This window comes from Anabaena azotica SJ-1, from assembly GCF_047275885.1.
GTDB classification, from domain to species: Bacteria; Cyanobacteriota; Cyanobacteriia; order Cyanobacteriales; family Nostocaceae; genus Trichormus_B; species Trichormus_B azotica_A.
Genome location: NZ_CP178454.1, coordinates 4,834,385 through 4,859,992, shown reverse-complemented (window position 1 = coordinate 4,859,992; position 25,608 = coordinate 4,834,385). Strand labels below are relative to the sequence as shown.

General features: G+C 37.1%; 30 protein-coding genes. 12 read left to right on the top strand and 18 right to left on the bottom strand.

All coding sequences use genetic code 11. The annotated features are described in order from the left end of the window. Window positions 1-8: 8 nt before the first annotated feature. From vapC to ACLLO5_RS21100, 8 genes are all read right to left on the bottom strand, one after another. Window positions 9-416, bottom strand: coding sequence for a type II toxin-antitoxin system tRNA(fMet)-specific endonuclease VapC (gene vapC, locus ACLLO5_RS21135; protein ID WP_413172460.1), 408 nt, complete (start codon window positions 414-416; stop codon window positions 9-11). After that, window positions 416-661, bottom strand: coding sequence for a hypothetical protein (locus ACLLO5_RS21130; protein WP_413172459.1), 246 nt, complete (start codon window positions 659-661; stop codon window positions 416-418). The genes vapC and ACLLO5_RS21130 overlap by 1 nt, the downstream gene beginning before the upstream one ends. Before the next feature lie 43 nt (window positions 662-704). Beyond that, window positions 705-1,268: a Uma2 family endonuclease gene (locus ACLLO5_RS21125; RefSeq protein ID WP_413172458.1), complete on the bottom strand. Its 564-nt coding sequence runs from the start codon at window positions 1,266-1,268 to the stop codon at window positions 705-707. A 54-nt stretch (window positions 1,269-1,322) separates the two neighbouring features. Further along, entirely contained in the window at window positions 1,323-1,886 is a 564-nt protein-coding gene (locus ACLLO5_RS21120) for a Uma2 family endonuclease (protein WP_413172457.1), read from the bottom strand. A gap of 250 nt (window positions 1,887-2,136) precedes the next feature. Next, entirely contained in the window at window positions 2,137-3,066 is a 930-nt protein-coding gene (locus ACLLO5_RS21115; RefSeq protein WP_413172456.1) for an alpha/beta fold hydrolase, read from the bottom strand. Window positions 3,067-3,087: 21 nt separating this feature from the next. Beyond that, window positions 3,088-3,912 carry an SDR family oxidoreductase gene (locus ACLLO5_RS21110; RefSeq protein ID WP_413172455.1) on the bottom strand — a complete coding sequence of 275 codons (825 nt, stop codon included), beginning with the start codon at window positions 3,910-3,912 and terminating at the stop codon, window positions 3,088-3,090. A 399-nt stretch (window positions 3,913-4,311) separates the two neighbouring features. Continuing rightward, a complete protein-coding gene (locus ACLLO5_RS21105; RefSeq protein ID WP_413172454.1) occupies window positions 4,312-4,980 on the bottom strand; it encodes a pentapeptide repeat-containing protein in 669 nt (222 codons plus the stop codon). Between the two features lie 333 nt (window positions 4,981-5,313). Continuing rightward, a complete protein-coding gene (locus ACLLO5_RS21100) occupies window positions 5,314-5,805 on the bottom strand; it encodes a hypothetical protein (RefSeq protein WP_413172453.1) in 492 nt (163 codons plus the stop codon). 250 nt (window positions 5,806-6,055) lie between these two features. Here ACLLO5_RS21100 and ACLLO5_RS21095 point away from each other — a divergent pair, with 250 nt between their 5' ends. From ACLLO5_RS21095 to ACLLO5_RS21070, 6 genes are all read left to right on the top strand, one after another. After that, the gene (locus tag ACLLO5_RS21095) at window positions 6,056-6,910 is read left to right on the top strand and encodes an ATP-binding cassette domain-containing protein (RefSeq protein ID WP_413172452.1); all 855 of its coding nucleotides are present in this window, start codon (window positions 6,056-6,058) and stop codon (window positions 6,908-6,910) included. Then, window positions 6,867-7,721 (top strand): ABC transporter permease, encoded by an 855-nt coding sequence (locus ACLLO5_RS21090; protein ID WP_413172451.1) that lies wholly within the window; start codon window positions 6,867-6,869, stop codon window positions 7,719-7,721. Before ACLLO5_RS21095 ends, ACLLO5_RS21090 begins: the two co-directional genes overlap by 44 nt. A gap of 19 nt (window positions 7,722-7,740) precedes the next feature. Further along, on the top strand, window positions 7,741-8,199 hold the full coding sequence (locus tag ACLLO5_RS21085) for a MarR family winged helix-turn-helix transcriptional regulator (RefSeq protein WP_413172450.1): 459 nt from the start codon (window positions 7,741-7,743) through the stop codon (window positions 8,197-8,199). Further along, window positions 8,165-9,436: an MFS transporter gene (locus tag ACLLO5_RS21080; RefSeq protein WP_413172449.1), complete on the top strand. Its 1,272-nt coding sequence runs from the start codon at window positions 8,165-8,167 to the stop codon at window positions 9,434-9,436. The genes ACLLO5_RS21085 and ACLLO5_RS21080 overlap by 35 nt, the downstream gene beginning before the upstream one ends. Before the next feature lie 153 nt (window positions 9,437-9,589). Further along, a complete protein-coding gene (locus tag ACLLO5_RS21075) occupies window positions 9,590-13,696 on the top strand; it encodes an NACHT domain-containing protein (protein WP_413172448.1) in 4,107 nt (1,368 codons plus the stop codon). Next, on the top strand, window positions 13,683-14,093 hold the full coding sequence (locus ACLLO5_RS21070) for a helix-turn-helix domain-containing protein (protein ID WP_413172447.1): 411 nt from the start codon (window positions 13,683-13,685) through the stop codon (window positions 14,091-14,093). Before ACLLO5_RS21075 ends, ACLLO5_RS21070 begins: the two co-directional genes overlap by 14 nt. Before the next feature lie 66 nt (window positions 14,094-14,159). Here ACLLO5_RS21070 and ACLLO5_RS21065 read toward each other — a convergent pair whose 3' ends face one another. The 3 genes from ACLLO5_RS21065 to ACLLO5_RS21055 form a co-directional block, all read right to left on the bottom strand. Continuing rightward, entirely contained in the window at window positions 14,160-14,759 is a 600-nt protein-coding gene (locus ACLLO5_RS21065) for a thioredoxin family protein (protein WP_413172446.1), read from the bottom strand. A gap of 150 nt (window positions 14,760-14,909) precedes the next feature. Next, window positions 14,910-15,818 carry a TauD/TfdA dioxygenase family protein gene (locus tag ACLLO5_RS21060; RefSeq protein WP_413172445.1) on the bottom strand — a complete coding sequence of 303 codons (909 nt, stop codon included), beginning with the start codon at window positions 15,816-15,818 and terminating at the stop codon, window positions 14,910-14,912. A 44-nt stretch (window positions 15,819-15,862) separates the two neighbouring features. Continuing rightward, window positions 15,863-16,534, bottom strand: coding sequence for a glutathione S-transferase family protein (locus ACLLO5_RS21055; protein ID WP_413172444.1), 672 nt, complete (start codon window positions 16,532-16,534; stop codon window positions 15,863-15,865). Window positions 16,535-16,970: 436 nt separating this feature from the next. Here ACLLO5_RS21055 and ACLLO5_RS21050 point away from each other — a divergent pair, with 436 nt between their 5' ends. Continuing rightward, window positions 16,971-17,324 (top strand): DOPA 4,5-dioxygenase family protein, encoded by a 354-nt coding sequence (locus ACLLO5_RS21050; RefSeq protein WP_413172443.1) that lies wholly within the window; start codon window positions 16,971-16,973, stop codon window positions 17,322-17,324. Window positions 17,325-17,334: 10 nt separating this feature from the next. Further along, complete coding sequence (locus tag ACLLO5_RS21045) at window positions 17,335-17,988, top strand: HAD family hydrolase (RefSeq protein ID WP_413172442.1); 654 nt, start codon at window positions 17,335-17,337, stop codon at window positions 17,986-17,988. Between the two features lie 58 nt (window positions 17,989-18,046). On the opposite strand, the gene ACLLO5_RS21040 is transcribed toward ACLLO5_RS21045, so the two are convergent. From ACLLO5_RS21040 to ACLLO5_RS21030, 3 genes are all read right to left on the bottom strand, one after another. Then, entirely contained in the window at window positions 18,047-18,481 is a 435-nt protein-coding gene (locus tag ACLLO5_RS21040; protein ID WP_413172441.1) for a type II toxin-antitoxin system VapC family toxin, read from the bottom strand. 8 nt (window positions 18,482-18,489) lie between these two features. Beyond that, window positions 18,490-18,726, bottom strand: a complete 237-nt coding sequence (locus tag ACLLO5_RS21035) for an AbrB/MazE/SpoVT family DNA-binding domain-containing protein (RefSeq protein ID WP_413172440.1) — start codon at window positions 18,724-18,726, stop codon at window positions 18,490-18,492. Window positions 18,727-18,943: 217 nt separating this feature from the next. Then, window positions 18,944-19,210, bottom strand: coding sequence for a prevent-host-death family protein (locus ACLLO5_RS21030; protein WP_413172439.1), 267 nt, complete (start codon window positions 19,208-19,210; stop codon window positions 18,944-18,946). 397 nt (window positions 19,211-19,607) lie between these two features. Between ACLLO5_RS21030 and ACLLO5_RS21025 the strand changes: the two genes are divergently transcribed. Together ACLLO5_RS21025 and ACLLO5_RS21020 are read left to right on the top strand one after the other, a co-directional pair. Further along, window positions 19,608-19,847 carry a hypothetical protein gene (locus tag ACLLO5_RS21025; RefSeq protein WP_413172438.1) on the top strand — a complete coding sequence of 80 codons (240 nt, stop codon included), beginning with the start codon at window positions 19,608-19,610 and terminating at the stop codon, window positions 19,845-19,847. 211 nt (window positions 19,848-20,058) lie between these two features. Next, entirely contained in the window at window positions 20,059-20,583 is a 525-nt protein-coding gene (locus ACLLO5_RS21020) for a hypothetical protein (RefSeq protein WP_413172437.1), read from the top strand. On the opposite strand, the gene ACLLO5_RS21015 is transcribed toward ACLLO5_RS21020, so the two are convergent. From ACLLO5_RS21015 to ACLLO5_RS21000, 4 genes are all read right to left on the bottom strand, one after another. Then, window positions 20,504-20,731: a PIN domain-containing protein gene (locus tag ACLLO5_RS21015; RefSeq protein WP_413176150.1), complete on the bottom strand. Its 228-nt coding sequence runs from the start codon at window positions 20,729-20,731 to the stop codon at window positions 20,504-20,506. The two genes, ACLLO5_RS21020 and ACLLO5_RS21015, sit on opposite strands and share 80 nt — an antisense overlap. A 4-nt stretch (window positions 20,732-20,735) precedes the next feature. Continuing rightward, on the bottom strand, window positions 20,736-21,008 hold the full coding sequence (locus ACLLO5_RS21010) for an AbrB/MazE/SpoVT family DNA-binding domain-containing protein (protein WP_413172436.1): 273 nt from the start codon (window positions 21,006-21,008) through the stop codon (window positions 20,736-20,738). A gap of 93 nt (window positions 21,009-21,101) precedes the next feature. Continuing rightward, window positions 21,102-21,434 carry an XRE family transcriptional regulator gene (locus ACLLO5_RS21005; protein ID WP_413172435.1) on the bottom strand — a complete coding sequence of 111 codons (333 nt, stop codon included), beginning with the start codon at window positions 21,432-21,434 and terminating at the stop codon, window positions 21,102-21,104. After that, a complete protein-coding gene (locus tag ACLLO5_RS21000; protein WP_413172434.1) occupies window positions 21,431-21,790 on the bottom strand; it encodes a type II toxin-antitoxin system RelE/ParE family toxin in 360 nt (119 codons plus the stop codon). Before ACLLO5_RS21000 ends, ACLLO5_RS21005 begins: the two co-directional genes overlap by 4 nt. Before the next feature lie 488 nt (window positions 21,791-22,278). Between ACLLO5_RS21000 and ACLLO5_RS20995 the strand changes: the two genes are divergently transcribed. Beyond that, window positions 22,279-23,622, top strand: coding sequence for an LLM class flavin-dependent oxidoreductase (locus ACLLO5_RS20995; protein WP_413172433.1), 1,344 nt, complete (start codon window positions 22,279-22,281; stop codon window positions 23,620-23,622). A gap of 392 nt (window positions 23,623-24,014) precedes the next feature. Further along, window positions 24,015-25,553 carry an amidohydrolase family protein gene (locus ACLLO5_RS20990; RefSeq protein WP_413172432.1) on the top strand — a complete coding sequence of 513 codons (1,539 nt, stop codon included), beginning with the start codon at window positions 24,015-24,017 and terminating at the stop codon, window positions 25,551-25,553. Window positions 25,554-25,608: the final 55 nt, after the last annotated feature.

The following is a 25,608-nucleotide window of genomic DNA, read 5'->3' as shown; positions in this document are numbered from 1 at the left end:
TTACACGCTTATATATTTTCTTCCCAATCCTCAAGTTGTAAATTTTCTACTCTTTCAAACTCCCTAACATTATGAGTGACTAAAATAAGATTATTAGATAATGCAATAGCAGCAATTTGGAAATCATAAGCACCGATAGGAGTCCCTAGTTTGGATAACTCAGCGCGAATTGCACCATAAATTTTAGCTGAATTTCCATCAAAAGGTAAGCTAACATATTGAGAAAAAAATAACTCATATAAAGCTAAGTTTTTTTCTTTTTTGCTACTGCGACAAGCTCCATAGTATAATTCTGCTTTAACAACATCACACAAACAAATGTTTTGACGAGGAGTAGTTTTAAATTTATTAATTACGTTTTCACTACGTCCGGTTAAATATTGAATACAGGTATTAGTATCTAATAAATAAATCATTATTCAATATCCCAAATTCTTTGATCACAATCAACTAGATTTTCCCTAACTAAAATTTCACCTTCCCATTTTCCCGCAGTTTTATCAAAAAAATCAGCAGGATAACCTAATTCTTCTGGTGTTGGTATTGTATCTTCAGAAACATCACTAATAATAATGACTAATTCTTGATTAGCTAAATGTTGAGGAAGTTGTAACAACAATTTACCATCAGCGTCAACTTTTGATTTCAGTGTTAATTTCATAAAATTACCTTCTTAACATCTGTAATTATTATATTTTAGACCTTTACTCTAACAACCACCCAAACAAATCACGAACCGTCAATTGTAAATCACTAGCAAAAGACGGTACAGGAATCAACATATCTAATTCATCAAATACTTCAATTTGCTGATTTGCATGATAAACAAAAATAGTCCTTTCACCTGGATCAATTAACCAACCCATTTGAGTACAATATTTTAAACAATGCAAAATATTTTTAGTTACCTTGGTCTGATTTTGATCAGGTGATAAAATTTCAATTGTCCAATCAGGATAGGAGAGAAATGTATTAGCAACTTCTCCATTTTCGTCACGGGGAATTCTATCCCAAACAAAAACCGCAAGATCCGGTACTATTGAACGTCCACCAAAGGTACAAAGTAACTCAGGAAATGTACGAGCGATTTTTCGAGGTTTAACAATAACATTAATTACAGGTACAAGTTCACCTTGAAGTGTACTATGTTTTCCCTGTGGCATGGGTTTCTGAATAATTTGACCTTCAATATACTCACTAGCTGGTTTCGTTTCTGGTAGTTGCAGAAACTCATCTAAGGTGAGAGTTTTTTGTATTGCGTGTACCATTTTAGTTAATTTCTAGAAAATATTTGTCTTTCAATCTTAAATTTAAGAATTTTTCTACTTAAATAAACTACCTACAACACAACTAAAACCAGGCAATAAAGGCGATATTAAATCATCATTAGCAAACAGAGTTTCTACTAATACTAACATTGCCCTTTCTCTGCGATAAACTTCTATTTGTTGTAATCGCCAATTCATGATCCAATATTCCTGTACACCTCTAGAAGCATAAAGTTTTAATTTCACTTCTTTATCTCGGCGTTCATTTTCCACACCAGCAGAAAGCACTTCAATTACTAATTCTGGCGCACCTGTTAAATGTCCATCATCATCTAATAAAGTTGCTAATCTTTCATTACTTGCCCAAACCACATCAGGAATAACATTATCAGCATCAGTAAAAATAATACCGGGAGCAATTACAGCTTCTCCTAATCCTGTTGATAGTGACCAAGTATCCAGTACGTTAGCAATTCTAGTACCAGCTTTTTGATGTTTCCAATGTGGCGCTCTTGTCACAAATAATTCTCCATTAATTATCTCATAACGGTTGCCGTTATCTGGCAATAGTTCAAGGTCTGAGCTTGTCCAGCGTACTCCCTCATATATCTGGGTCATACGGACTCCTGTGGTGGTGTTCAATAATTATATTATAGACTCTGTAGCAATTTTGTTATTATTTCAATTTCAAGAATTTTGGCAGTTAAGAATTGCGTGATTAGGGGTAGGTAAAACACTACCCTCAAAAATTTAATTTCTAAGCACAAAAATTTGAGCATTATCCATACCATGCAATGCTGTTAACTCATGTCCAATTATGTGCGTTATGTTTATTTTCTATAGTTAGTAAATATTGAGGATTCAGCCATCAAGATAATTCACTAACAAATGGAGATATTGCCGCTACAAAATCAACGGTTGATTCATAAGGTAAAACATTTCTACCCTGGATTTTTATTCCTCTTCCTTGCGGTAAACAAGCCAGATAATCAGCTATTCTTTCATCTGGAGTTTCTGTTTTGCTTTCTTTGCTAATAGCTGATGCTGTATTGCCCAGAATTACTAATGTTGGTTGTGCGATCGCCGCAATATCACTACTATAATCCCGTTGCCAAAATCTAGCTAAAAAGGAAAACACCGCATAGCGTCCACCCATATTTTTAGCATCTGCTAATAATGTATTTAGCCATTCTTCATCTACATTCTCACTGGATGCAAACAGTCTTTCTTGGGAAAAAGAAATTAAAAATTTACGGGTGCGTGCATAGCGAAAAAAAGCATTTCCTATGGGTGAATCAAAGATATTCCAAAGCAGCTTTTGTCGCCATTTAGCTGAATTTTTAGTGGTTACATTCCAAGCGGTTGGACCAGAAAGTATCAGTCCAGTAATTAAATTTGGTGCTAATTTAACTAATTCAATAGCCACTGGTGATAAAGCACCTTGCGCTATTAAAATTACAGGTTTTTTAACTACTGTTTGTAAAAAGTATTGTAACTGTTCTGCCCAATCAATTGGATGATAAGCTTTTCGGGGTGTATCACTTTCACCACATCCCAATAAATCGGGATTGTAAATGATATTGCTATGATTGGTATGATACCATTCGCGGCAAAATCGCTGCCAAAATTGACGTGATAATCCTACCCCAATGGGATGGATTAACAGTAAGGGGGTTCCTTGTGGATCAGAGTTGATCGGTTGATGTACTTCATAAGCACAACGATAATTTTGCCAAGTATAAAACTGGGTGGGTGATGCTGTTAAAACAGAGGAATTATTTAAAATTGGCGATCGCATAAGCCTAAATTTCCATAGCTGCTAAAAAATGATATGGGGATGGAGAAACTCATATCCTGCGTCTTTTAGCTTTTGGTTAGACACCCACGTATTATAAGGGCGGTTACTCTTGATTGTTACATCCCAAATCACATTAGGTAAATTATTTTTTTTCAGTACATTATCAATTAATTCTCGACTGGTGAGATGGGAATCATCAACTAGGTTATAAATCCCTTGTAAGCGGTGATAGCGAGCAAATTCTATGGCTCTAACAATATCTTCTAAATGCACCCAATTTGATATATCCTCCCCTTTACCAGGACGGGTTGTACCAGCTACTCGTCCAAATATTTTTACCAATTCTCTACCGGGGCCATAAATTCCACCTAACCGCAAAATACAAACTCGGAGGGTTTCATTTTCTGCTGAAAGCAACACATCTTCTGTTTTTCGGAGAATCTGAGCATTTAAATTAGGTGGTGCAGGTGGTGTTTCTTCATCGACCCATACACCATTTCTATCTCCATATACAGAATAACTACTTGTATATATTAATTGCTGAATATTGGGTAATGTCCGCAATACTGAGACTAGATTTTTGGCAGTTTGTAAATAAGTTTCTTCATAAGTAGTTGCTGCTTTTGCCCCTACACTTAAGAGGACAACATCTTGATTTTGTAATACTGATTTTAGTGATTCTAGATCATTTCCTTGGGTAACTATCACTTTTTGAGCTACTGTTTTTAAACCTGGGACACGCTCAGGTGTAGTTGTGGTTGCAGTAATGATAAAGTTTTTATTTTGCTGCCAATATTGAGAAACTGCATAACCGACATAACCACAACCAATTATTGCTATATTCATGATGTTCTAAACAAAAAATTAAATTTCTTATGAGATTCAATGGACAAAAATTGATATCACAAGAGTTTATAACTAATGATTGTTGCTACTTTTTATAGTATTACTTACATAATACCAAGTAGAAAAATTATCATAACAAATGGATGGCGTAAAAGCATTTTTAGTTTATGTTTTACAATTCAAAATCCCCAGTGTAAATTTGTTTGACTGAAGCTCCCGAATTTCTAACATCCAAAATGCTATGATCCCCTTCAAGTAGCTTTCTACAAAATATTGTAGGCATTTGGTTACATAAGATACCATTTTTTCGCAGATTATTCTATCAGGAATATTACCAAGTTTCCCATATTGTAGGTACTCTTGACAGCGTTTTTTATTTTTTATTAAGTCTTGTGTGGTTCAGCGATGAATTGCGCCATCAGGCATAATAGCTCCAGCTAAGTTGGCTCCAATCAGTTTGACTAGCAAGCGATCGCCTGAGCGAATTCTAGCACCTGTCAAGTCAGCACCTCTTAAGTCAGCACCACTTAAATCCGCACCAATCAAATTAGCCGAGCGTAAATTTGCTTCTCGCAAGTCTGCTAACAGCAGGTTTGCTCTAAACAAGTTAGCTTCTGATAAATCCGCACCTCTCAGATTAACTTTGTGCATAAAAGTATCACTGAGATTAGATCCGCTCAAATTGGCATAACTGAGATTTCTACCTGATAAGTCTCTATTACTTAAATTAGCTCGACTAAAATCTTTACCACTCAAGTCTGGATTCTGATTTGGTTGTTGATAGTTTGTTTGTGGTTGTTGATTGTAGCTGGAAGATGGTTTTTTTTGTTGAGTTGGTTTAGAATTATTTGCAGCTTGGGATTTATCCCTTGAGGAACGTAATTTATCACGCGCTTCATTAAAGGCTTTGAGCTTGTCTTGAGCTTTTTGTTGCAAGCGGTGGTTGTCTTTAGGGAGTCTATCAGGATGCCAAACAAACACTAAATCTTTGTAAGCCTGGTTTACCTCTTCTAGTGTCGCTCCAGGCTCTAATTCCAGGACTCTGTAATACCGCTCCAGTTCGCTCATACAATGTTGGGGAAAATCAAATAATCATTAAATTAATTATGAGTGAAAAGCCATCGTTAATGCTCTAACAGGATTTTGGATTGACCCCAAGGACAAATCTGGGAGATGGAGTCATCTGTCGCCTACTATCTCCCTAGAATACTAATATACTGTGTTGATGTATATTAAAATTCCATGCGATCGCTCAAATAATAAATCTTCTATCGATCTAATTTTATAGCCGCCCAAGCTTTTCTCCACGCTTACACGGGTATTTGAACAGCGATCGCACAGACAAAAAACTAAACTGCATCCAGTTCTATTCTGGCATTGAAAATTTTCAAATTCAACAAATCACCTGATTACACCATCTCTCCAGCGATTAATTGCTCGTAAATATGCCCCAATTGGTATCTGATAAACTTCAATAAAAATCCAAATCATAATTGATAAATGTAACAAAAAAGTGAGTATTGTCCAGATATATGGTATCCACGAAAATGGTACATTTCTATCTGGAGGAAAATAATAAGCTCCTATACCAATTAGAGTCGTAGGAAAAATTACAAAAGCAATTGCAGCCACCACATATCCCCAGCCTAATTCCACACCTTCTAATTGAGCTTGAGTCCACTTATAGCCATCCCACCGCCAAACTAGAGGTGGTTGTCGAGAAGGCATTTTAATTTGCTGTAATTCCGAATTGACAGTAAAAATCTCTTGGCAAAAGTCACAAGACATTGCTTCCATTAACGGCATTTGGGAAATTTTACCGACTCGGCAAACAGGACATGGGTAATCTTCTTGATAATTTAAAGATGATGAGAAAATTTTGGCATTGGGCATAATCAAATTATTGCTTATAACTTAATTAATTTAATATTGTTAATAATAAATCACCTAAAAATAATTAATTGTCAGATTTTTCACCATTTAAGTGCAGAGCTTAGAGAAATAATAGCATAGAAACGCATAGATTGAAGAAGGCAGGAGGCAGGAGGCAGAGGGTCTTGTTTAGCAGTTGACTTTTAGAAGAAATATGGCATACTAATATTTAGATAGCCTAATTATTTGAATAAGGAAGTAAATCCTACTCGTGACGAAACTTACGGGAAGAATAGAATTTGCGGAAACACCTGCACAAGTTCCAAAGTCGGTAATATTGCAAACATTGGAACTGACGCGCCGCTTTGAAAAATTTACAGCCGTTGATGCTTTGAATATCTCCGTTGCATCGGGAGAAGTTTTTGGTTTACTCGGTCCTAATGGTGCGGGAAAAAGTACAGTAATTAAGATGTTAACTACCTTGCTACCAGTCAGTAGCGGGAAAGCGTACTTAGCAGGTTATGATGTGACTCGTCAACCTGAAGTAGTCAGAAGAGTAATCGGTTATGTACCCCAGGCTTTATCAGCGGATGGAAGTTTGACGGGTTATGAAAATCTTTTAATATTCTCTAAATTGTATGATATTCCCGCTCGACGCAGAAAACAGCAAATCGCTGAAGTGCTGGAGTTCATGGGTTTGGAGGATGCTGCACATCGCTTAGTAAGCACTTACTCTGGGGGAATGATTCGGAAATTAGAAATTGCCCAAGCTATTTTACATCAACCGCAAATCTTATTTCTGGATGAGCCGACAGTGGGATTAGATCCAGTTGCGCGATCGCAAGTATGGCAGTTAATGGAACAATTGCGAATTGAGTACGGTACAACTATCTTTTTAACCACCCACTTTTTAGAAGAAGCAAATACTCTCTGTAACCGAGTCGTGATTATGAATCAGGGTAAAGAAATTATCACCGGTTCACCGACAGAGTTAAAAGCAGCCATAGGGAAACCAGACGCAACTTTAGACGATGTATTTATCCACTATGCAGGAAATCAATTAGTATCAGGAGTGAGCTACAGTGAAACCGCAAGAACTAGACGTACCACTCAACGGTTGGGCTGAAAAAAGATATAATCGTCCAAAAGGTATTTTTTCTGGCATTAAAGAACTATTTACCAAAACCCTGGTAATTACTGAGTTAGAAGTAAGAAAACTGCGCCATGATCCTAGTGATTTAATAATTCGGGCTGTACAACCGGCTTTATGGCTGCTCATTTTTGGACAGGTTTTTACTCGTACTCGTGCTATACCCACGGGTAATATACCTTATCTGGATTTCATGACACCGGGTATTCTCGCTCAGAGTGCGCTGTTTGTGGCCATTTTTTCTGGGGGGATGACGTTAATATGGGAACGTGATTTAGGTGTTGTCCATAAATTTCTAGCAGCACCTATACCTCGTGCAGCGATTGTGATGGGTAAAGGTGTGGCTTCTGGTGTTCGTTGCTTTTCCCAAGTAGTATTTATTTACCTTTTAGCTTTATTGTTGGGTGTACACCTAAATCTCAGTCCTTTGGCTTTCCTACAAGTTGTGCTGATTGTATTTTTAGGTGCAGGTTGTTTTTGCACTTTTTCATTAATCATTGGCTGTTTGGTGAAATCACGGGAAAGATTTACGGGAATTGGGCAATTAATCACCATGCCGTTGTTTTTTGCTAGTAATGCCATATACCCTATTTCACTGATGCCGGGTTGGTTAAAGCTGATTTCCCACTTAAATCCTTTGACTTATGAAGTCGATGCATTACGGGGTGCGATGCTGGCCAATGGCTCAAGTATTTATGGGTTTGGGTTAGATTGTACAATTCTCTTGCTAACATTAATAGGTTTAACCTACATCTGTGGCCGACTTTATCCACGGGTGGCAATGTAATCTGGAGAAAAACGGTCTTATGAGTTTGGATAAACCCTCTGAAGAATGTGCCGCAAGGGTGATGGAAACAGTTCCCTTATTGATGCGGTTTATCCGAGCCGAAATGCGATCGCACAGTTCTGACTCTTTATCTATACCACAATTGCGATCGCTCGCTTTTCTTAATCGCAATCCTGGTGCTTCCTTATCTGAGGTAGCAGAACATCTCGGAGTTACCTGTGCTACAGCTTCAACAACTATAGAAAGATTAGTCCAACGCAATCTGGTGCAACGCACTGATAACCCTCAAGAACGGCGAAGAGTAGTCCTGAATTTGACGAGAGAGGGAAAGCTGCTTTTAGAGCAATCCCAGGAAAAAACTCGCGCGGAAATTGCGGAGATTCTAGAGGGTTTGACACCAGAGCAAGTATCACATATTGAATCCGGCTTGACTCTACTAAAAAATGTCTTCGAGCAAACAGAAACCAACTCACCATAACAACAAGGCTGCACAACACGATCCTTTGGCAGCCATGAGATTTCGAGATTATCGGCTATTTACCATTGGGCGTGTAGTCCTCTTCACAGGGGGACAAATGCAGACCGTGGCGCTGGGCTGGGAGCTATATGAGCGGACAAATTCAGCGATGGCCTTAGGTGGCATCGGGCTGGCACAAGTTTTACCAATGATTGCCCTAACTTTGATTACGGGACACTTTGCTGATAAAAATGACCGGAAAAAGATTACTTTATTGGCAATGCTGCTATTAATGTTTTGTTCTCTAACTTTAGCGGCTATTTCCTATTATCAAGGTGCAGTTTTTCTAATTTATGCTTGCTTACTGTTAACAGGTGTAGCCAGGGCATTTCTCAAACCTGCGGGTGATGCGCTGATGTGGCAGTTAATACCCACGAGTGCTTTTACTAATGCAGCGACTTGGAATAGTAGCAGCTTTCAATTAGCCTCGGTAATTGGGCCAGCGTTGGGAGGGTTCAGCGTTGCTCTTTTTGGAAATGCGACGGGAGTATATATATTATCTGCGATCGCAGCACTATCATGTTTTTTCCTCACCGCAGCCATCAAACCCCAAAAAACCAACTTTAAAAAAGAACCAATATCTTTAAAAACCCTAGCTGCTGGGGCTGAATTTGTTTGGAATAATCAACTCATTCTCGCAGCCATTACCCTAGATTTATTTGCAGTTTTGCTGGGTGGTGCAGTGGCATTATTACCCGTCTTTGCCAAAGATATTTTGCAAGTCGGTCCTGTGGAATTGGGTTATTTACAAGCAGCCCCATCCATAGGTGCGTTGATTATGGCAGCATTGTTGGTATATTTGCCACCTATCCGCAAAGCTGGGCCAGCATTACTTTGGTCAGTTGTCGGGTTTGGGATTGTGACAATTATCTTTGGTTTATCCCGTTGGGTGTGGTTGTCGTTGTTGATGTTGGCATTAAGCGGGGCATTAGACAGCATTAGCGTGGTCATTCGTCACACTTTGGTGCAAATTCGCACTCCTGACCATTTGCGGGGTCGAGTGGCGGCTATCAACAGTGTATTTATCAGTGCTTCTAATGAATTGGGGGGTTTTGAATCTGGTTTGACTGCGGCTTTATTTGGTCCAGTGTTGTCTGTAGTTGGTGGCGGTATTGGGACAATTTTGGTGGTGGTTGCAACAGCCGCAATTTGGCCGGATATTCGCAAGTTAGGGGCGTTGCATGAGGAGGAATATTAGGAAAAGCTTACCTCTTATGATTTGGCAACTCTTTAATAATTAGTTTGGTACTAGTGAAGTTATTATGCAAAACGATACACAATATCTTTACTAGAATTTCTATCTAAGCATAGTGTAAAATTTAAACTGCTTGTATAGAATCAATGCAATGATATGTCAAAATACTCGTTCGCCCGTATGCAGCCATTAGAATTTGAAGGTATGGCACAAGCACTTCTAGAAAAGACATACCGTATAGGTGGAAACCTAATTCAGTTTGGCGGTGGAAAAGATGGCGGACGAGAAGCGACATGGACACAGCCTCCAGATCATCCTGGATATACCAGACCAGCTAACCAAAATACAGATCTACCAAAGGAATGGGTTTTTCAGGTTAAATACCATGACTCGGATCAACGTGGTTGGTCTGTTGCTAGAGATGCGGTAATTGAGGATTTAGAAAAAGAACTAGAAAAAGTCCATAAAAATAAATTGCCTTGCGATGCCTATGTGATGATTACTAACGTACCATTTACAGGAGCGTTAAATGTTGGTACTCGCGATAAAGTAACAGCTATTGCTAAAAGGTGGAAGAGATATATTCCAGATATCTTTGTGTGGGACGCTGCTGATCTTTCGCGGATGCTAGATGCCAATGAGAGTGTTCGGGTTGCTTACATAGACACAATACTACCAGGAGATACTCTCAAAGCCATATACAAAGACGCTAATTTTAGGGGAGATCGCAGAAAAAGTGCCTTTAAAGCTTATTTAAAATATGTTATAGACCAAGAGGGGGCAGCTAGAGCAGAAGAAGCAGGAGACAAACCTGATCCACTACCATTGGCTGAAGTGTTTATTGATCTAACATTAAAAATTCGGAACAGTAAGCGCGAACGTTCTATTGAATGGCTCAAAGAAGAAAATAGACTCCAAGATTCTTCCGCTCTATTACCAGAAAATTTGATGCAAGTACGTGCATCATTTGCCTTATTCTTTGCAGATGAACCTTATATTTTACTTTTAGGTGGACCAGGATTAGGAAAAAGCACTCTAACTCAGTTTTTGACTCTTTATCAAGCAGCACGTACCTTTACTTCTAATTTAGCTTTACGTCTTGCAGGTCGACTCAAATTACCTGATAGGGTAAGTTGTCAGGATCTCGACGCTTATGTTCGTCCGCGGTTTCCTTTTCGAGTTGAACTTCGTAGCTATGCACGATGGATAAGTCAGCAACAAAAAAATCAAAATACTGCTAATGAAATTGAAATTGCTCGCTATATATCTGAGGTACTCATCAATGCCAATACTTCATCACAACTAGAAATGGATGATGTATTTGATTTAGCATCAAAAGACCCAATTTTGCTAATTCTTGACGGTTTAGATGAAGTTCCTAATCCAGAAACACGACGGCAAATTATAGAAAATTTGCAGATTTTTTTGCGTCGTATTGACTCAGAACAGGGAGACATACAAGTAATACTATCAAGCCGTCCAAAAGGATATTCTGGTGAATTTGACGGATTTGAACCGCTTACATGGGAACTTAACGAACTCGATAGGTCAGATTTTGATGAATACTGTGATCAATGGTTGAAAAAAAGAATTCGTGACGTAGATAAAAGAAACGAGGCAAAAGAGCGAATTAGTCGTGGCATGATGTCTGAAGCAGTTCAGCGTTTAGCTCGGTCACTTTTACAGGCAACAGTAATACTCACTATTGTAGAGAGCAAGATTGAAATTCCCCATCAACGACACTTACTATACAAAAAATATGTTGAAGTCATATTTAATAGAGAAAAAAATAAATCACTGATTGTAGATAAGTGGGAAAAAGAATTACTGCGCCTTCATGAACGAGTTGGTTATGAACTGCATTGCAAGATGGAGAAGACTCGGATTGAGGCTCTAGATCGTGAACTTTTCCGTAGTTATGTTTTAAACGTTTTAGAAGATTATTCTTGTGCTGAACTTGGAAACAAAAAACTGAGAGAAGTAGCACAAGAGATTATTGATGCAGCAGAAGATCGTCTCGGCTTATTAGTTGGAAAAGGTAAAGATCAGAGGGGTGTAGATTTTGTTGTACAACAATTTCGTGAATATTTTGCGGCTGTATATCTTTTTAACCATCCTAATGCTGACCCAGATAAAGTTTTTGCCATGTTGGTTCGTCGCGGTGCTTACTGGGCTTACGTACTTCAGTTTTATGTTGCTCAAGTAAGTCCTAATCAACAACTGGCCTGGGTTAGAAATATCGCCGATCAAGATGATAATGAAAACTTTGTTGAAGCAATTATTGAGGCTACTAGAACTCGTCGATCTGTTCTCAATATTTTACCTGAATTCAGCCTTCAGCAAAATAATAGTTTAGCAAGTATTCTAAAAATAATCTTTAGCAAGAAAACTAGATGGACATGGTTAGAACAGGAATCAGTTATAGAGATTTTACAGCTACGTTCAGATTTTAATCGCAAAATACTTTGGACATTATTTGATAATCTCTCAACAGAAGATAAAGCAACCCTATCTGTAGAACTTTGGCTCTTGGCTAAATTATCTTCTAGTCAACCAGAAGATTTGACAAAACTTTGTAATAGAATTCAAAATCTTTTAGAAAGAGAAGATACACAAGATGTTGCCCTAAGTGTCGCTTTGCAGAATGATTTAAAAGTAAGATTGACCAATTATTGCAGTATATCTGAATTAATAACAGTATTTGAAGAGCATCGCTATAAACAAATAACAAAACTACCTGGTCAAGATCACAACAATTTACAAAAATTATGGTCTAATCAGTCTAAAGAAAAACAATGTGAAATGATGCTGATGCGCGTGGGGTCATGGTATGATAAAAGTTTTACTATTATCACACAAAAAGCATCAAAAATTCTATTTCCAGAAATAGAATTATCATTTTTTAATAGAGAAATAGTTTTAGAAATTAGTCCTTATTTATGTCGAGATTATGAAAAATTAGAAGTTCTAAACTTATTAAACAATCAACTTCGTGAAATTAAAGGTATATATGCAGAGTATTTAAGGCATATCGTGCAAGCATTACAAGATCCAAAAAACAGTGATTTAGATAACAAAACTAGGGAAATAGAGAATCAAATTCGGGAAGAGATTAGTTTTAACTGGAGAACAGAAAGTGTTTTAGGTCCTCCAGTATCAGCATTTCATTCAGTTGAAAAATGGGAGGAATTTAAGGAAGAACTGAGTATTATCTCCAAAGGAGATTCTAAGTGGATTGCTAAAATTTCTCATCTCCAAGAAAAACCATTATTCTGGACAGTTTTGTTCTTTCATCCAGATCACTGGCCATTGCTAGTTGAAGCAGAAATAATTAAAGAAAAGGAATATCAGTACCTTGTTAATACACCACTAAGTCGTCTTCTAAAAATACCCACAATTCCCCTTAGTATTTTTGAAAGTGTAGCTATGGTGTCCTCTAATATACCTGATATTCCCTTGCACAAAATATTGCGCGTGGCTTTCAATATTGTTGAAAGTGAAGGTATTGAACGTATCAGCAAAGCCAGAGCATTACATGGATTCTTATGGAGACGCAAGTTACAATTAGTCACAAGAGAAGAAGTGGAAAAGTTGTTATGTCAAGCAAATAGTTTGCCACCGCTATCCTGTGATTGGGCAGGTGCTACTTTAAAGTTATGTCTTGATACACCTACAATGAATGTAGATATTCTACTTGACTTTTGGGAGAAGAATGAGAAAGTAAAACCGCGTTTCATATACTTCCCAGATAATGAACTCTCAGAAGATCATAATCAGCTTCTAGAAAAACTTTTAAATAGTAGTCGTGCTAGTGCATTAAGACTAGGAATAGCAATTGTTGCTCATGGAAAACCTAACAAGAAGATACAAAACCTTTTAAGAGATCAGTTGTTAGCTGAGTCATCTAGTTATCTAAATAGCGAGGATACACCTTATGCCTTTTATCAAGCACTATTCAACTTAGATCCTAGCCTGGAAGAGTTCTCAATTTGGTTAAAACCAGAGATTGTAAACAGTATATGTAATAAACCTTGGATTTTAGGTCAAATCCGTAGGCGTTTTTCGAGTGCAACGGATTCTAAATACCAACTTGATCATAAGCAACTGCAACAGCATTTATCCTATTGTATTATCCATAGAAGTAAATATCCTGAAACTGTAGTTTTAGGTGCGCTTGAGGCAATTTTAAAGATCGATGAAATTAATCTTCCCCCATTAGATAACACTGTGTGGCAACAGTGTTTAGAAGATGATGAAATTTAAACTTACTTTTAATCCTGACAAATACAAAGAACTATTAACAGCCTATCTTCCCAAAGTTATCAGGACTGAAGCAGAAAATGAACAAGCTTTAGCCATTGTCGAAGATTTAATGCACCGAAAACGCAGTCCAGAAGAAAATGAACTTTATCAATTATTAATTACTTTAATTGAAAAATTTGAACAAGAATATTATCAACCTAATCAGCAAAATAACCCTCAATCTATGTTGTTATTTCTTTTGGAACAATCTGATCAAACTAAAGCTGATTTACAAACTGTGTTAGGTTCAGAAATTCTGGTTGATGACATTTTAAATAGCAATCAGAAAATAAATCCAGAATTAACCCAAAAATTAGCAGAATTTTTCCATGTAGAAGCAAATTTATTTCATAAATAGGATTATTTTGTAGAGACATTCTATAAAACATCTCTACATTAATTAACAGTTACAAAAAATCCCTAACTACCCAACCGCTACCGGAACTTTATAATAAACCGGCTCATTCCCTACTTTCCATTTAATATTACAACCAATACTCGGCTTTTGCTCCCAAGTAATTACTTCATCTGCTAAAACATAATTAATCGCTTTCCGTAAATCTTGTCCAGTCACAGGTAAACCATTTTTTGGACGGCTATCATCTAACTGTCCCCGATAAGCCAACTTTCTGTTTCTATCAAATACAAAAAAATCTGGAGTACAAGCTGCAAAAAAATCTTTAGCCGCTTTTTGACTTTCATCATAAAGCAACGGATAGGATAAATCTATTTCTTGGGCAAAATCTTTAAGCAATTCTGGTGCATCATCAGGATGAGTATTAATATCATTAGAACTAATAGCTACAATACCCACATTTCTATTTTTGTAATCTTGTCCTAATTTTGCTAATTCAAATTTGATATGTTGTACAAAAGGACAATGACGACTCAGAAAAATAACTACTAAAGCTTTTTTATCAGCAAAGTTCGCTAATGAAATCGTTTTACTGGAAACCACATCTGGGAGATTAAAGTTAGGTGCTAAAGTCCCTAAAGGTAACATTGTTGAAGGTGTTAAAGCCATAAAATCCAACTTTTGAAATTTTGAAATTACAGTTAGTGAAATTCCTGAAATGGTGTAACCAAATTAAACTTAAAACCTCTCTCCAAACCTCTCTCCTACAAGGAGAGAGGCTTTAATTTACTTTCTTCCCTCTTAGGGAAGGAGGTTAGGTTAAGCTGCTACAAGATTGGGAATATATGCGGAAGAATCTCCTTTAATGGCTTGACTATATTTACCGTCAATACCTAAAGGAAGATCACCAGCAATAGTTACACGCTGCACACGACGGGGTTGATCTCCATAATCAGCAACGGCATAATGTTGAGTAGCGCGGTTATCCCAAAATGCCACATCCCCAACTTGCCAACGCCAACGCACTGTATTCTCAGGTCGTGTAACATAAGATTGTAATAGTCGAATAATCTCCCCTGATTCAGTTGGATATAAACCCCGAATCTGACGCACAAAACCACCAATAAATAAACCTTTTTCCCCAGATTCAGGATGAATTCTCACCACTGGATGCAAGGTTTCATACACTGTTGAAGTAAACACATCTCGGTAAGATTTGACTTCTTCAGGTATATCAAAGGCTGTGGCATAATCATAAGCATTGCTATGTACAGCCCAAAGTTTATCAGCTAAATTACGCAAATGCTCCGGCAAATCTTGGTATGCAGTCACAGAATTTGCCCAAATAGTATCCCCTCCCGTTGGCGGAATTACCAATGCCCTCAAGACCGAGCCAAGGGGCGGACGATCTACAAATGTAACATCGGTGTGCCAGTTATTTGCACGGGCAACAGTGCGACTATAATCTAAATCCAATACTTCTGGATGTCCAGGAAGTGATGGAACTGTGGGATGTGCGGTGGTGATTTCACCAAAACGACGCGCAAAATCTACTTGTCCATTAGCATCTAGTTCTTGTCCACGGAAGAAAATGACTTTATATTGAACTAAGGCTTTTCTAATTTCGCTGATGATTTCATCACTGAGGTTTTCAGCTAGGTTAACACCTTTAATTTTTGCACCGATGCGTCCAGCAATTGGTTTGATTTCTATGTTTTGATAACTCATAAATCTGTGTTCTCAATTTAGGAATAGTTGAATGCAGCGTTTTACTAAGCAGCCACAGGAACAGGAGTAGCAAATTTAGCATATCGCTCAATATAGAACTCTTTGGAGTGTGCGATCGCTTTCACTGAAGGACGTTCTTTGAGCGCGTGTTTCCACTGTTTCACACGAGTGAATTCAGCAGGGATACCAAAGCCACGATAATGTTTAAGAGCGCCCCATCTTTCAAACCAGGGGAAAAAGGTAAAATCAACCAAACTGATAGATTCACCAAACCAGTAAGGATCATCTCCCGAAAGTTTTCCTAAACCTTCATTTTCAATAAATTCTAGATGTTTGTAGAGTTCTTGTTTAGCTTCTTCTTGTTTTTGGAAATCTGGACTGCGTAACAGCGTAGAAAAAGCTGGAACTAATCTAGTATTAGCAAAATCTATCCAAATTCTAGCCTGAGCTTTTGCAATAGGGTTGCTAGGTAAAAGCGGTGGGTTGGGAAATACTTCATCCAGATATTCATTAATAACTGCTGATTCCCAAACTCGATTTTCTCCATGAGTAATTGCAGGTACTTTTCCATAAGGAGAAACTTCTGTAAAACCTTCTGGTTTATTCTGCAAATCAATTTCAATCAAATCAAAATCAATACCCTTTTCTTGAAGTACCAAGCGGGTACGGTGAGCATAAGGACAAACAACCGCACTATAAATCTTAATGTCAGCCATATTGAAGTTCCTTTGTAAATTAGGACTTGTGCTTGGGAAATGTGTTTAAATCAAAAACCCAAATCTTAAATAGACATCGACCGAATTTAAATATGCGTTTTCCAGAACCCTTGTAGAGACGTTCCATGGAACGTCTCTACATTCTTTTTCACCAGATGTCTAATAGCAAAACTAGCGCAGATATAACTGTTGCCAGTTATCTGTGCATCATCCTTGACGGGGTTGAATAATTTATTGATGACTTGGGACAAAATAAAAACTACAGTTTGTTGACCGATTTATCGGTGATTATGTTAGTAGTATTGCATGACCCCAGGAAAAATTCAAGTGGTTTTACAAAAAAATCTGTGTTTCACTAAATTTATGACTTACAAATGATTAGTATATCTAAATAATTATTGAGTTATACTTATGAGCAACAGAGAAATCAAGAACTATGAATAAAAATACTGATATTACTGGTTTTCATGCACATATTTATTTTGATACCGTCAGTCGTGAAGCTGCTGCTCGTGTAAGAGAAGGTTTAGGTGCTAAATTTGATGTAGGATTGGGACGTTGGCATGAACAACCTATAGGACCACACCCAAAATCAATGTATCAAGTAGCATTTTTACCACATCAGTTTGGTGAAGTTGTGCCTTGGTTAATGGTTAATCGAGAAGGTTTAGATATTTTGGTTCACCCAGAAACGGGAGATGATGTCAAAGATCATACAGATAATTCTCTGTGGTTGGGAGAAAAACTACAGTTGAATATTGAGTTTCTGCAAAGGTTGAAAACTATTTAAACTTACCAAAATGCTTTCTCGCACAGTCCTTTTTGACCTAGATGGAACTCTCACTGATCCTAAACCTGGAATTACTCGCTGTATTCAGTATGCTTTATCGGAACTTGGTTATCAACCACCAGATGCTAATGAATTACTTTGGTGTATTGGACCACCACTGAAAAGCAGTTTTTCCCAGTTATTGCAAACCTCTGATGATACAGTGCTTGAGGAGGCAATTTTACTTTATCGTAGTCGCTTTTCTACAATTGGGTTATTTGAAAATTCCCTTTATCCGCAAATTCCCGAAACCCTAAAAATTATTCGTGCTGCTGGTTATCAAACTTTTGTAGCGACTTCTAAACCTCATCTTTATGCTACGCGCATTATTGAATATTTTGATTTAGCACCTTTGTTTGATGGTGTTTATGGTAGTGAATTGGATGGGAATAGAAGTGTGAAAGGTGAATTAATTTCCTACATTGTAGACAGGGAAAGCCTTTTAGCTTCTACTGTAGTTATGGTAGGCGATCGCTCTCATGATATCATCGGAGCTAAGAAAAATAATATTGCTGCAATTGGTGTGACTTATGGCTATGGAAGTAGGGAAGAATTGGAAACTCATAAAGCTGATTTAATTGCTGATTATCCAGAAGAGATTCCCACATTACTGCATTTGATTTGATTAAAATAGCAAATTTAGACCTATTTAGTAATAGCAAGAAATGAAAACAAATTCATGATTAAGGAACTATTACTAATTCAGCAATTTGATTACTCAATCGTATAAAGTCTTTAGCATTCAAAGTAACTATCTGATCAATATTATGTTTAATAGCAATTTGAGCAATTAAAGCATCATAAATTACACCACCCATAATATTTAACTTCACCATTTGTTCAACGACTTGCTGATAATCTTCCGTAGTTAGAGGAATAATTGCAAAATGTTTTAAGTTAGTATCAATCAGTTGTTTAGTGATTCGAGGAGATAGACGAGGTTTAATAGGAAGACTTGTTAAAACTCGATAAAGTTCTGCTAATGTTTTAGTACAAATTATTCCTTGAATTGCTTGTGTTTGTACTTGTTGTAGCCAAGGCAAACATTTTTGATGTTCTGGATGTTCTAACCATAACCCTGCTACAATCACAGAAGTGTCAAATAATACTTTTACCATCTAATTTTTTAGTATCGTAATTTCTCAATCAGTGTATTAATATCTTCATCAGTAGTTAAAGTAGCAGAAAAAGTTAATATACCGTCTTGTTCTAATAGTTCGACATCTTCCGTAAGAGGTGTTAAAATTAGACTTCCTGCTTCTATTTTTAAAGATAATTTAGACTCTTCATTTAGTCTTAATTGTTGTCTTAAATTTTCAGGAAGAGTGATTTGTCCATTTTTAGTGACTGTTATAACTTCCATTGTTTTGTTTGATTTTTTTTGCTTATTTTAATTATACAATAAATTTATATTATGCCATCATCAATGCCTATATTTTGAATTGTGGTAAATTTACCCTAGATATCATAAATACAAAAAAGCGAATTGATAAGTTTATCAGCGTTTGAATTGTAATATCCTAAACTAAAGTGCGATGCCTATTCTAAAAAAGCAGTAGGTTGAATAATAACCTGGTAATTCATGAGCGAGGAGGAATATTAAATTTGTTTTTTAGGGTTGCTAATGCTTGATCTGCTGGTATTCCTTCACCTTGCTTAAATTCATCTAGTCCTTTACGAATACCTACTATTGTTTCTAAGTAATCAATTCGTTCTAAGAGTTCTTGATATGTGCTTAGTGGCTGTTGTGGAGTTGTTTTCAGTGATTGTAAAAAACTCAGCAGATCCTCTAGAAGTTCGTTGGGGGTGTTGTCAATTTCTTGTAAGAGTAATTCTTTGACAGTCATTACAGTTAACTGTGAAGATTGATGTTTCTATTATAGTGATATCTTTGCTGTGATCGTGTAAGGAATATGGTAAGCGTTCGATAACTGTATAATCCGTAAGTTCTTGTATAATTAAAAAGGCGATTCCATTAAGTTGCCTGTTCTGTGGTATATTCGCTATAGTTCTAAGAGCGTAGCATTTGCTCTGTTATTTATTACAAATGTAGTAATAAATTTAACAATTATGTGTTAAATTTTACAATAGCAAGTATTAATACTGGAGTTACAAAAAAATGGTGAGATTTGTACGCGGGTCTTTAGAAGAACAAGCAAGATGTCCACACTCTCATCTGTCTAAGGAAAGAATTATGGACAATTGACTGGTGAGTATGTATGTGATTATTGTGGTGAAACTTTCATGACAAAAGAAGTTGATGAACCACCTCCAGAATATCGAACACAAATGATTGTCACTACTCACGCATTGTTGATTGCTCTCAAAGTAAATAATAATCTTAAACTTGAAAAAGAAGTCAGTAGCAGTGGATTCATATATGATTGGGCATTAGTAAATAAAGAAACCGGTGAGTTTGTAATAACTGTTGCTTACGATATAGCTACAGATTGTATAGTTAAAGGCTATGTAAAAATAACTTAAAACATATAAAATATACTTACCAAAGTATTAATTAACTGATTTGGTTAGGCTGCATTTTGATATCATAATTTCTGCTTTTTTAATTAGTTATTAAAATAGAACGAGTGTTGATATTAAATATTAAGTTTACATAGCTAGTCTAGGAGAGCCAAATTTATAAACCAAATCTAATCTATCAAATTATTTATAAAAATTACGGATTACTTTATGTATGAATAGTAAAGAATTTCAATATTGGGTTGCGTATTTACTTGATTTAATGCTTGATTTAAAAAATGCTGAAAATTTATTTAATAATAAGGATGATAATTTTTCTCGGAGAACTTATATAAGAACTCTATTTGCTACTATTGATGGTACTTTATATTTACTTAAGCAAATAGTTTTAATAGAAACTTTAGATAAACCAAATGTTTTACAAGAATCAGATAATCATTTTCTAAAAAAGACTAATATAGGCCAAAAAGAAAATTTTAAATCTACTATAGGAATAGTTGAAAAAACTTTTGATATTCAATTAGATATTGAAACTCATAAACATAATGAAGAATGGAGAGATTTTCTTACTGCCATTAATATTAGGAATACCGTAACTCATCCAAAAAGAAAGGAGGAATTTGTAATTACAGATGATAATATTCAACTTATTATTAGAGTTAGCAAATGGTATATATATTTGATATGTCGGGCTTTAGATGCAATAGATTTAGTAAAAAAAATCTCAAAAAATATTTAAGATATTTAAGATCGAAAAATAAAACTTTCGACAATACTTCTACCCAATTAATAATACTGATATAGCATCCATCAATCAACACATTTTCTACAATTTCTGCTCCTGGTTCATCTCTAAGATAAGCTAAAAAGGCAGAAGCATCTAACACAGATTTATTCACTTAAATACTCCTGTCTGCGTTCCTGGATGAGTTCATCTACCAAGTTTTTATCAGGTGATTTATCTTTTAATAAACCTCTTAATTTTTTAACTTGTTGTTTGAGACTTACTAATTGAAGTTTTCCGTTATCTTCCAGAGTTAAAATTAATCTATCTCCAGATTCTAAATTAAGTATTTGTTGGATTTCTTGGGGTAAAGTTAAACGTCCTTCCGGTTCAATATCAAGTGTATAGTGTTGAGGAATTGATAAATTAGGAAGTGTCATAGTTTGATATTTCCTTGTTTTCTACCTATTTCTAGTTTAGCAAAACTCTAAAAGTTAAAAAATAAATCTCAGCTTTTGCTCTATCTTCAACCCCTAATCATCAATCTCCATCGCCAAATCTTCAAAATTAGTAATTGTTACTTCCACATCAGGAAATATTGCCGTTATTTTTAATTCTCCTCCCATTGCTTCAATAACTTGTCGCAGATGACTAACATACATATCAGTACGATTCTCTAATCTAGAAATAGCGGGTTGTTTAACCTGTAATTTTTCAGCTAATTGAGCTTGAGATATTTTTAAAGCTTGGCGTAATTCAGCCAATGCCATTTCTTCTTTTAATTTAGCTGTTTGAGTAGCAATTTTGGCTTTTCTGTCTGCCGAGAAATCTTTAGTAAGATTGCTAAACTTTTTATGTCCTGTCATATTAAACCCTCCCGAATAATTTCTTGAAGATATTCTTCATAAAGACGATCTGCTATAGGGATATATTTTTCATAAAATCGTTTATCTCCTGTTTTATCTCCACCAATAAGTAAGATTGCTACTCGTCGCGGGTCAAAAGCATAAAATATTCTGATTGGTTTACCACCGCTTTGAATACGTAACTCTCTTAGGTGGGAATTTTTTGCACCTTTAACATCGGATGAATAAGGAAAGGGTAATTGAGTTCCTTTTTCTTCCAGTAGTTGAACAACACTGACAATATCATCTTGTTGTTCCTCTCTAAGAGTTTGCCACCAAAGTTCAAACTCATTTGTATATTCTATTTCCCAACTCACTTTCTATTATATTACGTTGATGTAATAAATCATAACTCTAATTTATCAATTTTCACAACGAATAAAAATAAAAATTTTTCCCTATATTGAGTGATTATTTTAACTGGCATACCACTCAGCAAAATAGTACATTGGTTCTGTATATCTGTTCAAATTGAGCATCACACACCCTAGAATCATCAAATGCTTAGAACACCTAACAATTAGCCACAAATAAATTTAGTTAATCAATTTTTTTTCTTAAAAGGTACTTGCTTTTTCATGAGAGTTATGAGATTCTACTATTAATCTACGATAAATCAGTCGAGATACAGTAGTTTTATCAGCAACCCACAACTAACGCTAATGCCTACAGTGGCTAAGGAGTTGAAAAAGTTTTGCTAACAACTAAATATGCAGCGGTTACAGCGGCATAGCTGACAACTGCTATACCAAAAAATCATTATTATCCTATATTGATTTGTAAAAAATATTACTTGGAGTCTAGTATGGGCAAACAACAAAAACAACTAAGACTAGGTGCATTTTTACCCGGTGCAGGTCAGCACGTTGCAGCTTGGCGACATCCCCAAGCACGGAGTAATGGCGCTCTCAACTTTGAGCATTATAAACAAATAGCCCAGACAGCCGAGCGCGGTAAATTCGACGCATTTTTTCTAGCTGATGGTTTAGCCTTACAACAACGGCGTGGTGCAGAAGGACGGACTGCCTTTGGTGGAGACTTTGAACCTCTTACCCTATTTTCAGCCTTGTCTGCGGTGACAGAAAAGATTGGTTTTATCGCCACTGCTTCTACTACTTATGAAGATCCGTATATTCTCGCACGGAAATTTGCTTCCTTAGATCATATTTCTGGGGGAAGAGCAGGCTGGAATGTAGTCACAACTGGTAGTAGTGAAGCTGCTGGAAACTTCGGGTTGGAAAACCATCCTATTCATGCAGAACGCTATATCCGCGCCCACGAATTTATTGATGTGGTGAAAGGTCTTTGGGATAGCTGGGAAGACGATGCTTTTGTCCGTGATAAGGAAACAGCTTTTTACTACGACCCCAATAAAATACACGAACTTAACCATAAAGGCAGATTCTTTTCCGTGCGCGGACCATTGAACATCGCCCGTCCGCCCCAAGGTTATCCTGTAATAGTGCAAGCAGGTTCTTCTGAAGATGGTAAAGAACTTGCTGGTAAAACTGCCGAAGTTATATTTACTGCTCAACAAACCCTAGAAGATGCTCAAGCCTTCTATGCAGATGTTAAAGGTAGATTAGCAAAATATGGACGCACACCAGACCAACTCAAGGTTATGCCCGGTGTCTTTCCCGTAGTTGGCATCACAGAAGCAGAAGCAAAAGCCAAGTATCAGGAATTACAAGATTTAATTCATCCCCAAGTTGGTTTGGCTTTATTACAAGGACTCATAGGTACGGATCTTTCCGCCTATCCTCTGGATGGATCACTACCAGATTTACCAGAAACCAATGACAACAAAAGCCGCCAAGCATTATTAATAGATATTGCTCGCAAACATAATTTTACCATTCGGGAACTTTATCAATGGATTGCGGGAGCGCGTGGACATTGGACAATTATCGGTACACCAGTGCAGATTGCAGATCAACTGGAAAGCTGGTTTCTCAATGACGCTGCTGATGGCTTCAATATTATGCCTCCTTATCTTCCTGGTGGATTAGATGATTTTGTTGATTTAGTAATTCCTGAATTACAACGTCGGGGCTTATTCCGCACTGAGTATGAAGGTACAACTCTGCGGGAAAATCTGGGTTTATCTCGCCCAGTTAATCAATATCAAAAGGTATTAGCAGCAGTTTAATCATTGCCATTACACAAAAAGCGATGACTTACGCAAAATATCTCTCAAAACCTCATTTCTCTGTGAACTCGGTGCCTCTGTGGTATGTATGGCTAACGCCACGCTCCGCGAACGGTTAAAAAAAGATTTTGCGGTTTAACTGAACCGTATTGGGGTCTAAACCATCCCGTCAGCACAGACGTTAAAAGCCTACCGGAGTCCATGCAGACTATCGGAAAGTTAGGCTTGTCCAAAAGACAAGAATCTTCACTCTCACTTTCAAAACTCAAGTCAAAATCAACAGCACGTTCTCCCACAGATCCCTGATTTTTTGAAAATTCATAACTTTTAGATTCTGCAATTGTTTGAGAAGTCAGGGATCTAAATTGTCTTGTAACTTTTCTAAGGAAAATATGAGTAAATATAGCAAGTTGAAAAGCTCTCCCTCCGCCGCAGTCAGAGCCAATCTCGATTATCCTGTCATTGATACTGATGTTCACACTAATGATTTTACTCCTGCCCTTGAGGATTATATTGCTCACTACGGCGGTGTGAAACTGGTGGACGAATTACGAAAAGCCGAATCTTCCCGTCTAAATCCTAAAACAGAAGGTAAAGACTGGTATCAACAAACTCCAGAAGAACGCCAATATAACCGCACATTGCGATCGCCTTGGTGGGCTAGAGTTACCCGTAATACCTTAGATTTGGCTACTTACACCCTTCCGGCACTCCTCTATGAACGTCAAGCGGAGCAAGGCTCAGATTATTCGGTATTATTTCCCAATAATGCCTTAGCTGCGGCTGGTGCAAGTAAGGAGAATCGGCAATTATTGCAACGGGCGATTAATCACTATCATGCTGATATTTACCGTCAATATAGCGATCGCTTGACTGTGGTAGCTGGTATCCCCATGACTACTCCCCAAGAAGCAATTGAGGAGTTAGAGTTTGCAGTCAAAACCTTGGGATTGAAGGTAGCAAATATTCCTGGTGGTGTGAAACGTCCAATTAAAGCGATCGCTGATAAATACCCAGCCGATCAATTCCCTGAAATCGGCAAATATGCCTCTTACATTGACTTTTTCGGACTAGATAGTGAATACGACTATGATCCTTTCTGGGCTAAAGCCGTTGAATTAGGCGTACCTCTCACCACCCATTACGGTAGTCAAGGATGGACTGGACGTTCCTCCATTAGTAACTACATGAACAACCACATCGGTCACTTTGCTGATGGTTCTCAAGCCTTTGCCAAAGCCTTGTTCTTTGGTGGTGTCACCAGACGCTTCCCACAATTGCGTGTTGGGATGCTGGAAGGTGGTGCAGATTGGGGCGCTCATGTCTACATTCATTTAGTAGACCGTTTCTCCAAGCGGAGTTTAGAAGGACTGCAAAATTACAACCCAGATTTAGCTAACCCCGATGAGTTGTTTGAGTTGTTTGAACAGTATGGTGGTGACATTACTCAAGGACATTCTCTCAGCAAAGAAGAGTTAACTAAGAGTGTATTGGGAGCTTCCTTCAACCGTCATAGCCGTTCACCAGTGGGTAGCGAACTAGAAGATTTTGGTGCAGCCGGAATTCAATCAATTGAAGATATACGCGATCGCTGGGTGAACAGTTTCTTCTTTGGTTCTGAATCTGATGATCGTACTATAGCTGCGGCATTTAACGACAAAGCCAACCCCTTGGGAGTCAAGCTTAACGCCATTTACTCCTCCGATGTTGGTCACTGGGATGTACCCGATCTCACCGCACCTTTAGCTGAAAGCTGGGATTTGGTCAGAGAAGGCGTAATTTCCGAAGCTGACTTTAAAGCCTATGTATTCGGCAATCCCCATAAATTCTACACCGAAGCCAACCCCGATTTCTTCAAAGGTACAGCAGTAGAATCCAAACTACCTAAAACCGAATCTCAAGTAGAGAACAAAACCTTGGTAGCTGTGTAAATGACTTTGTGAGTAGCTATAGAGACGTTATATATAACGTCTCTACATTCATTTC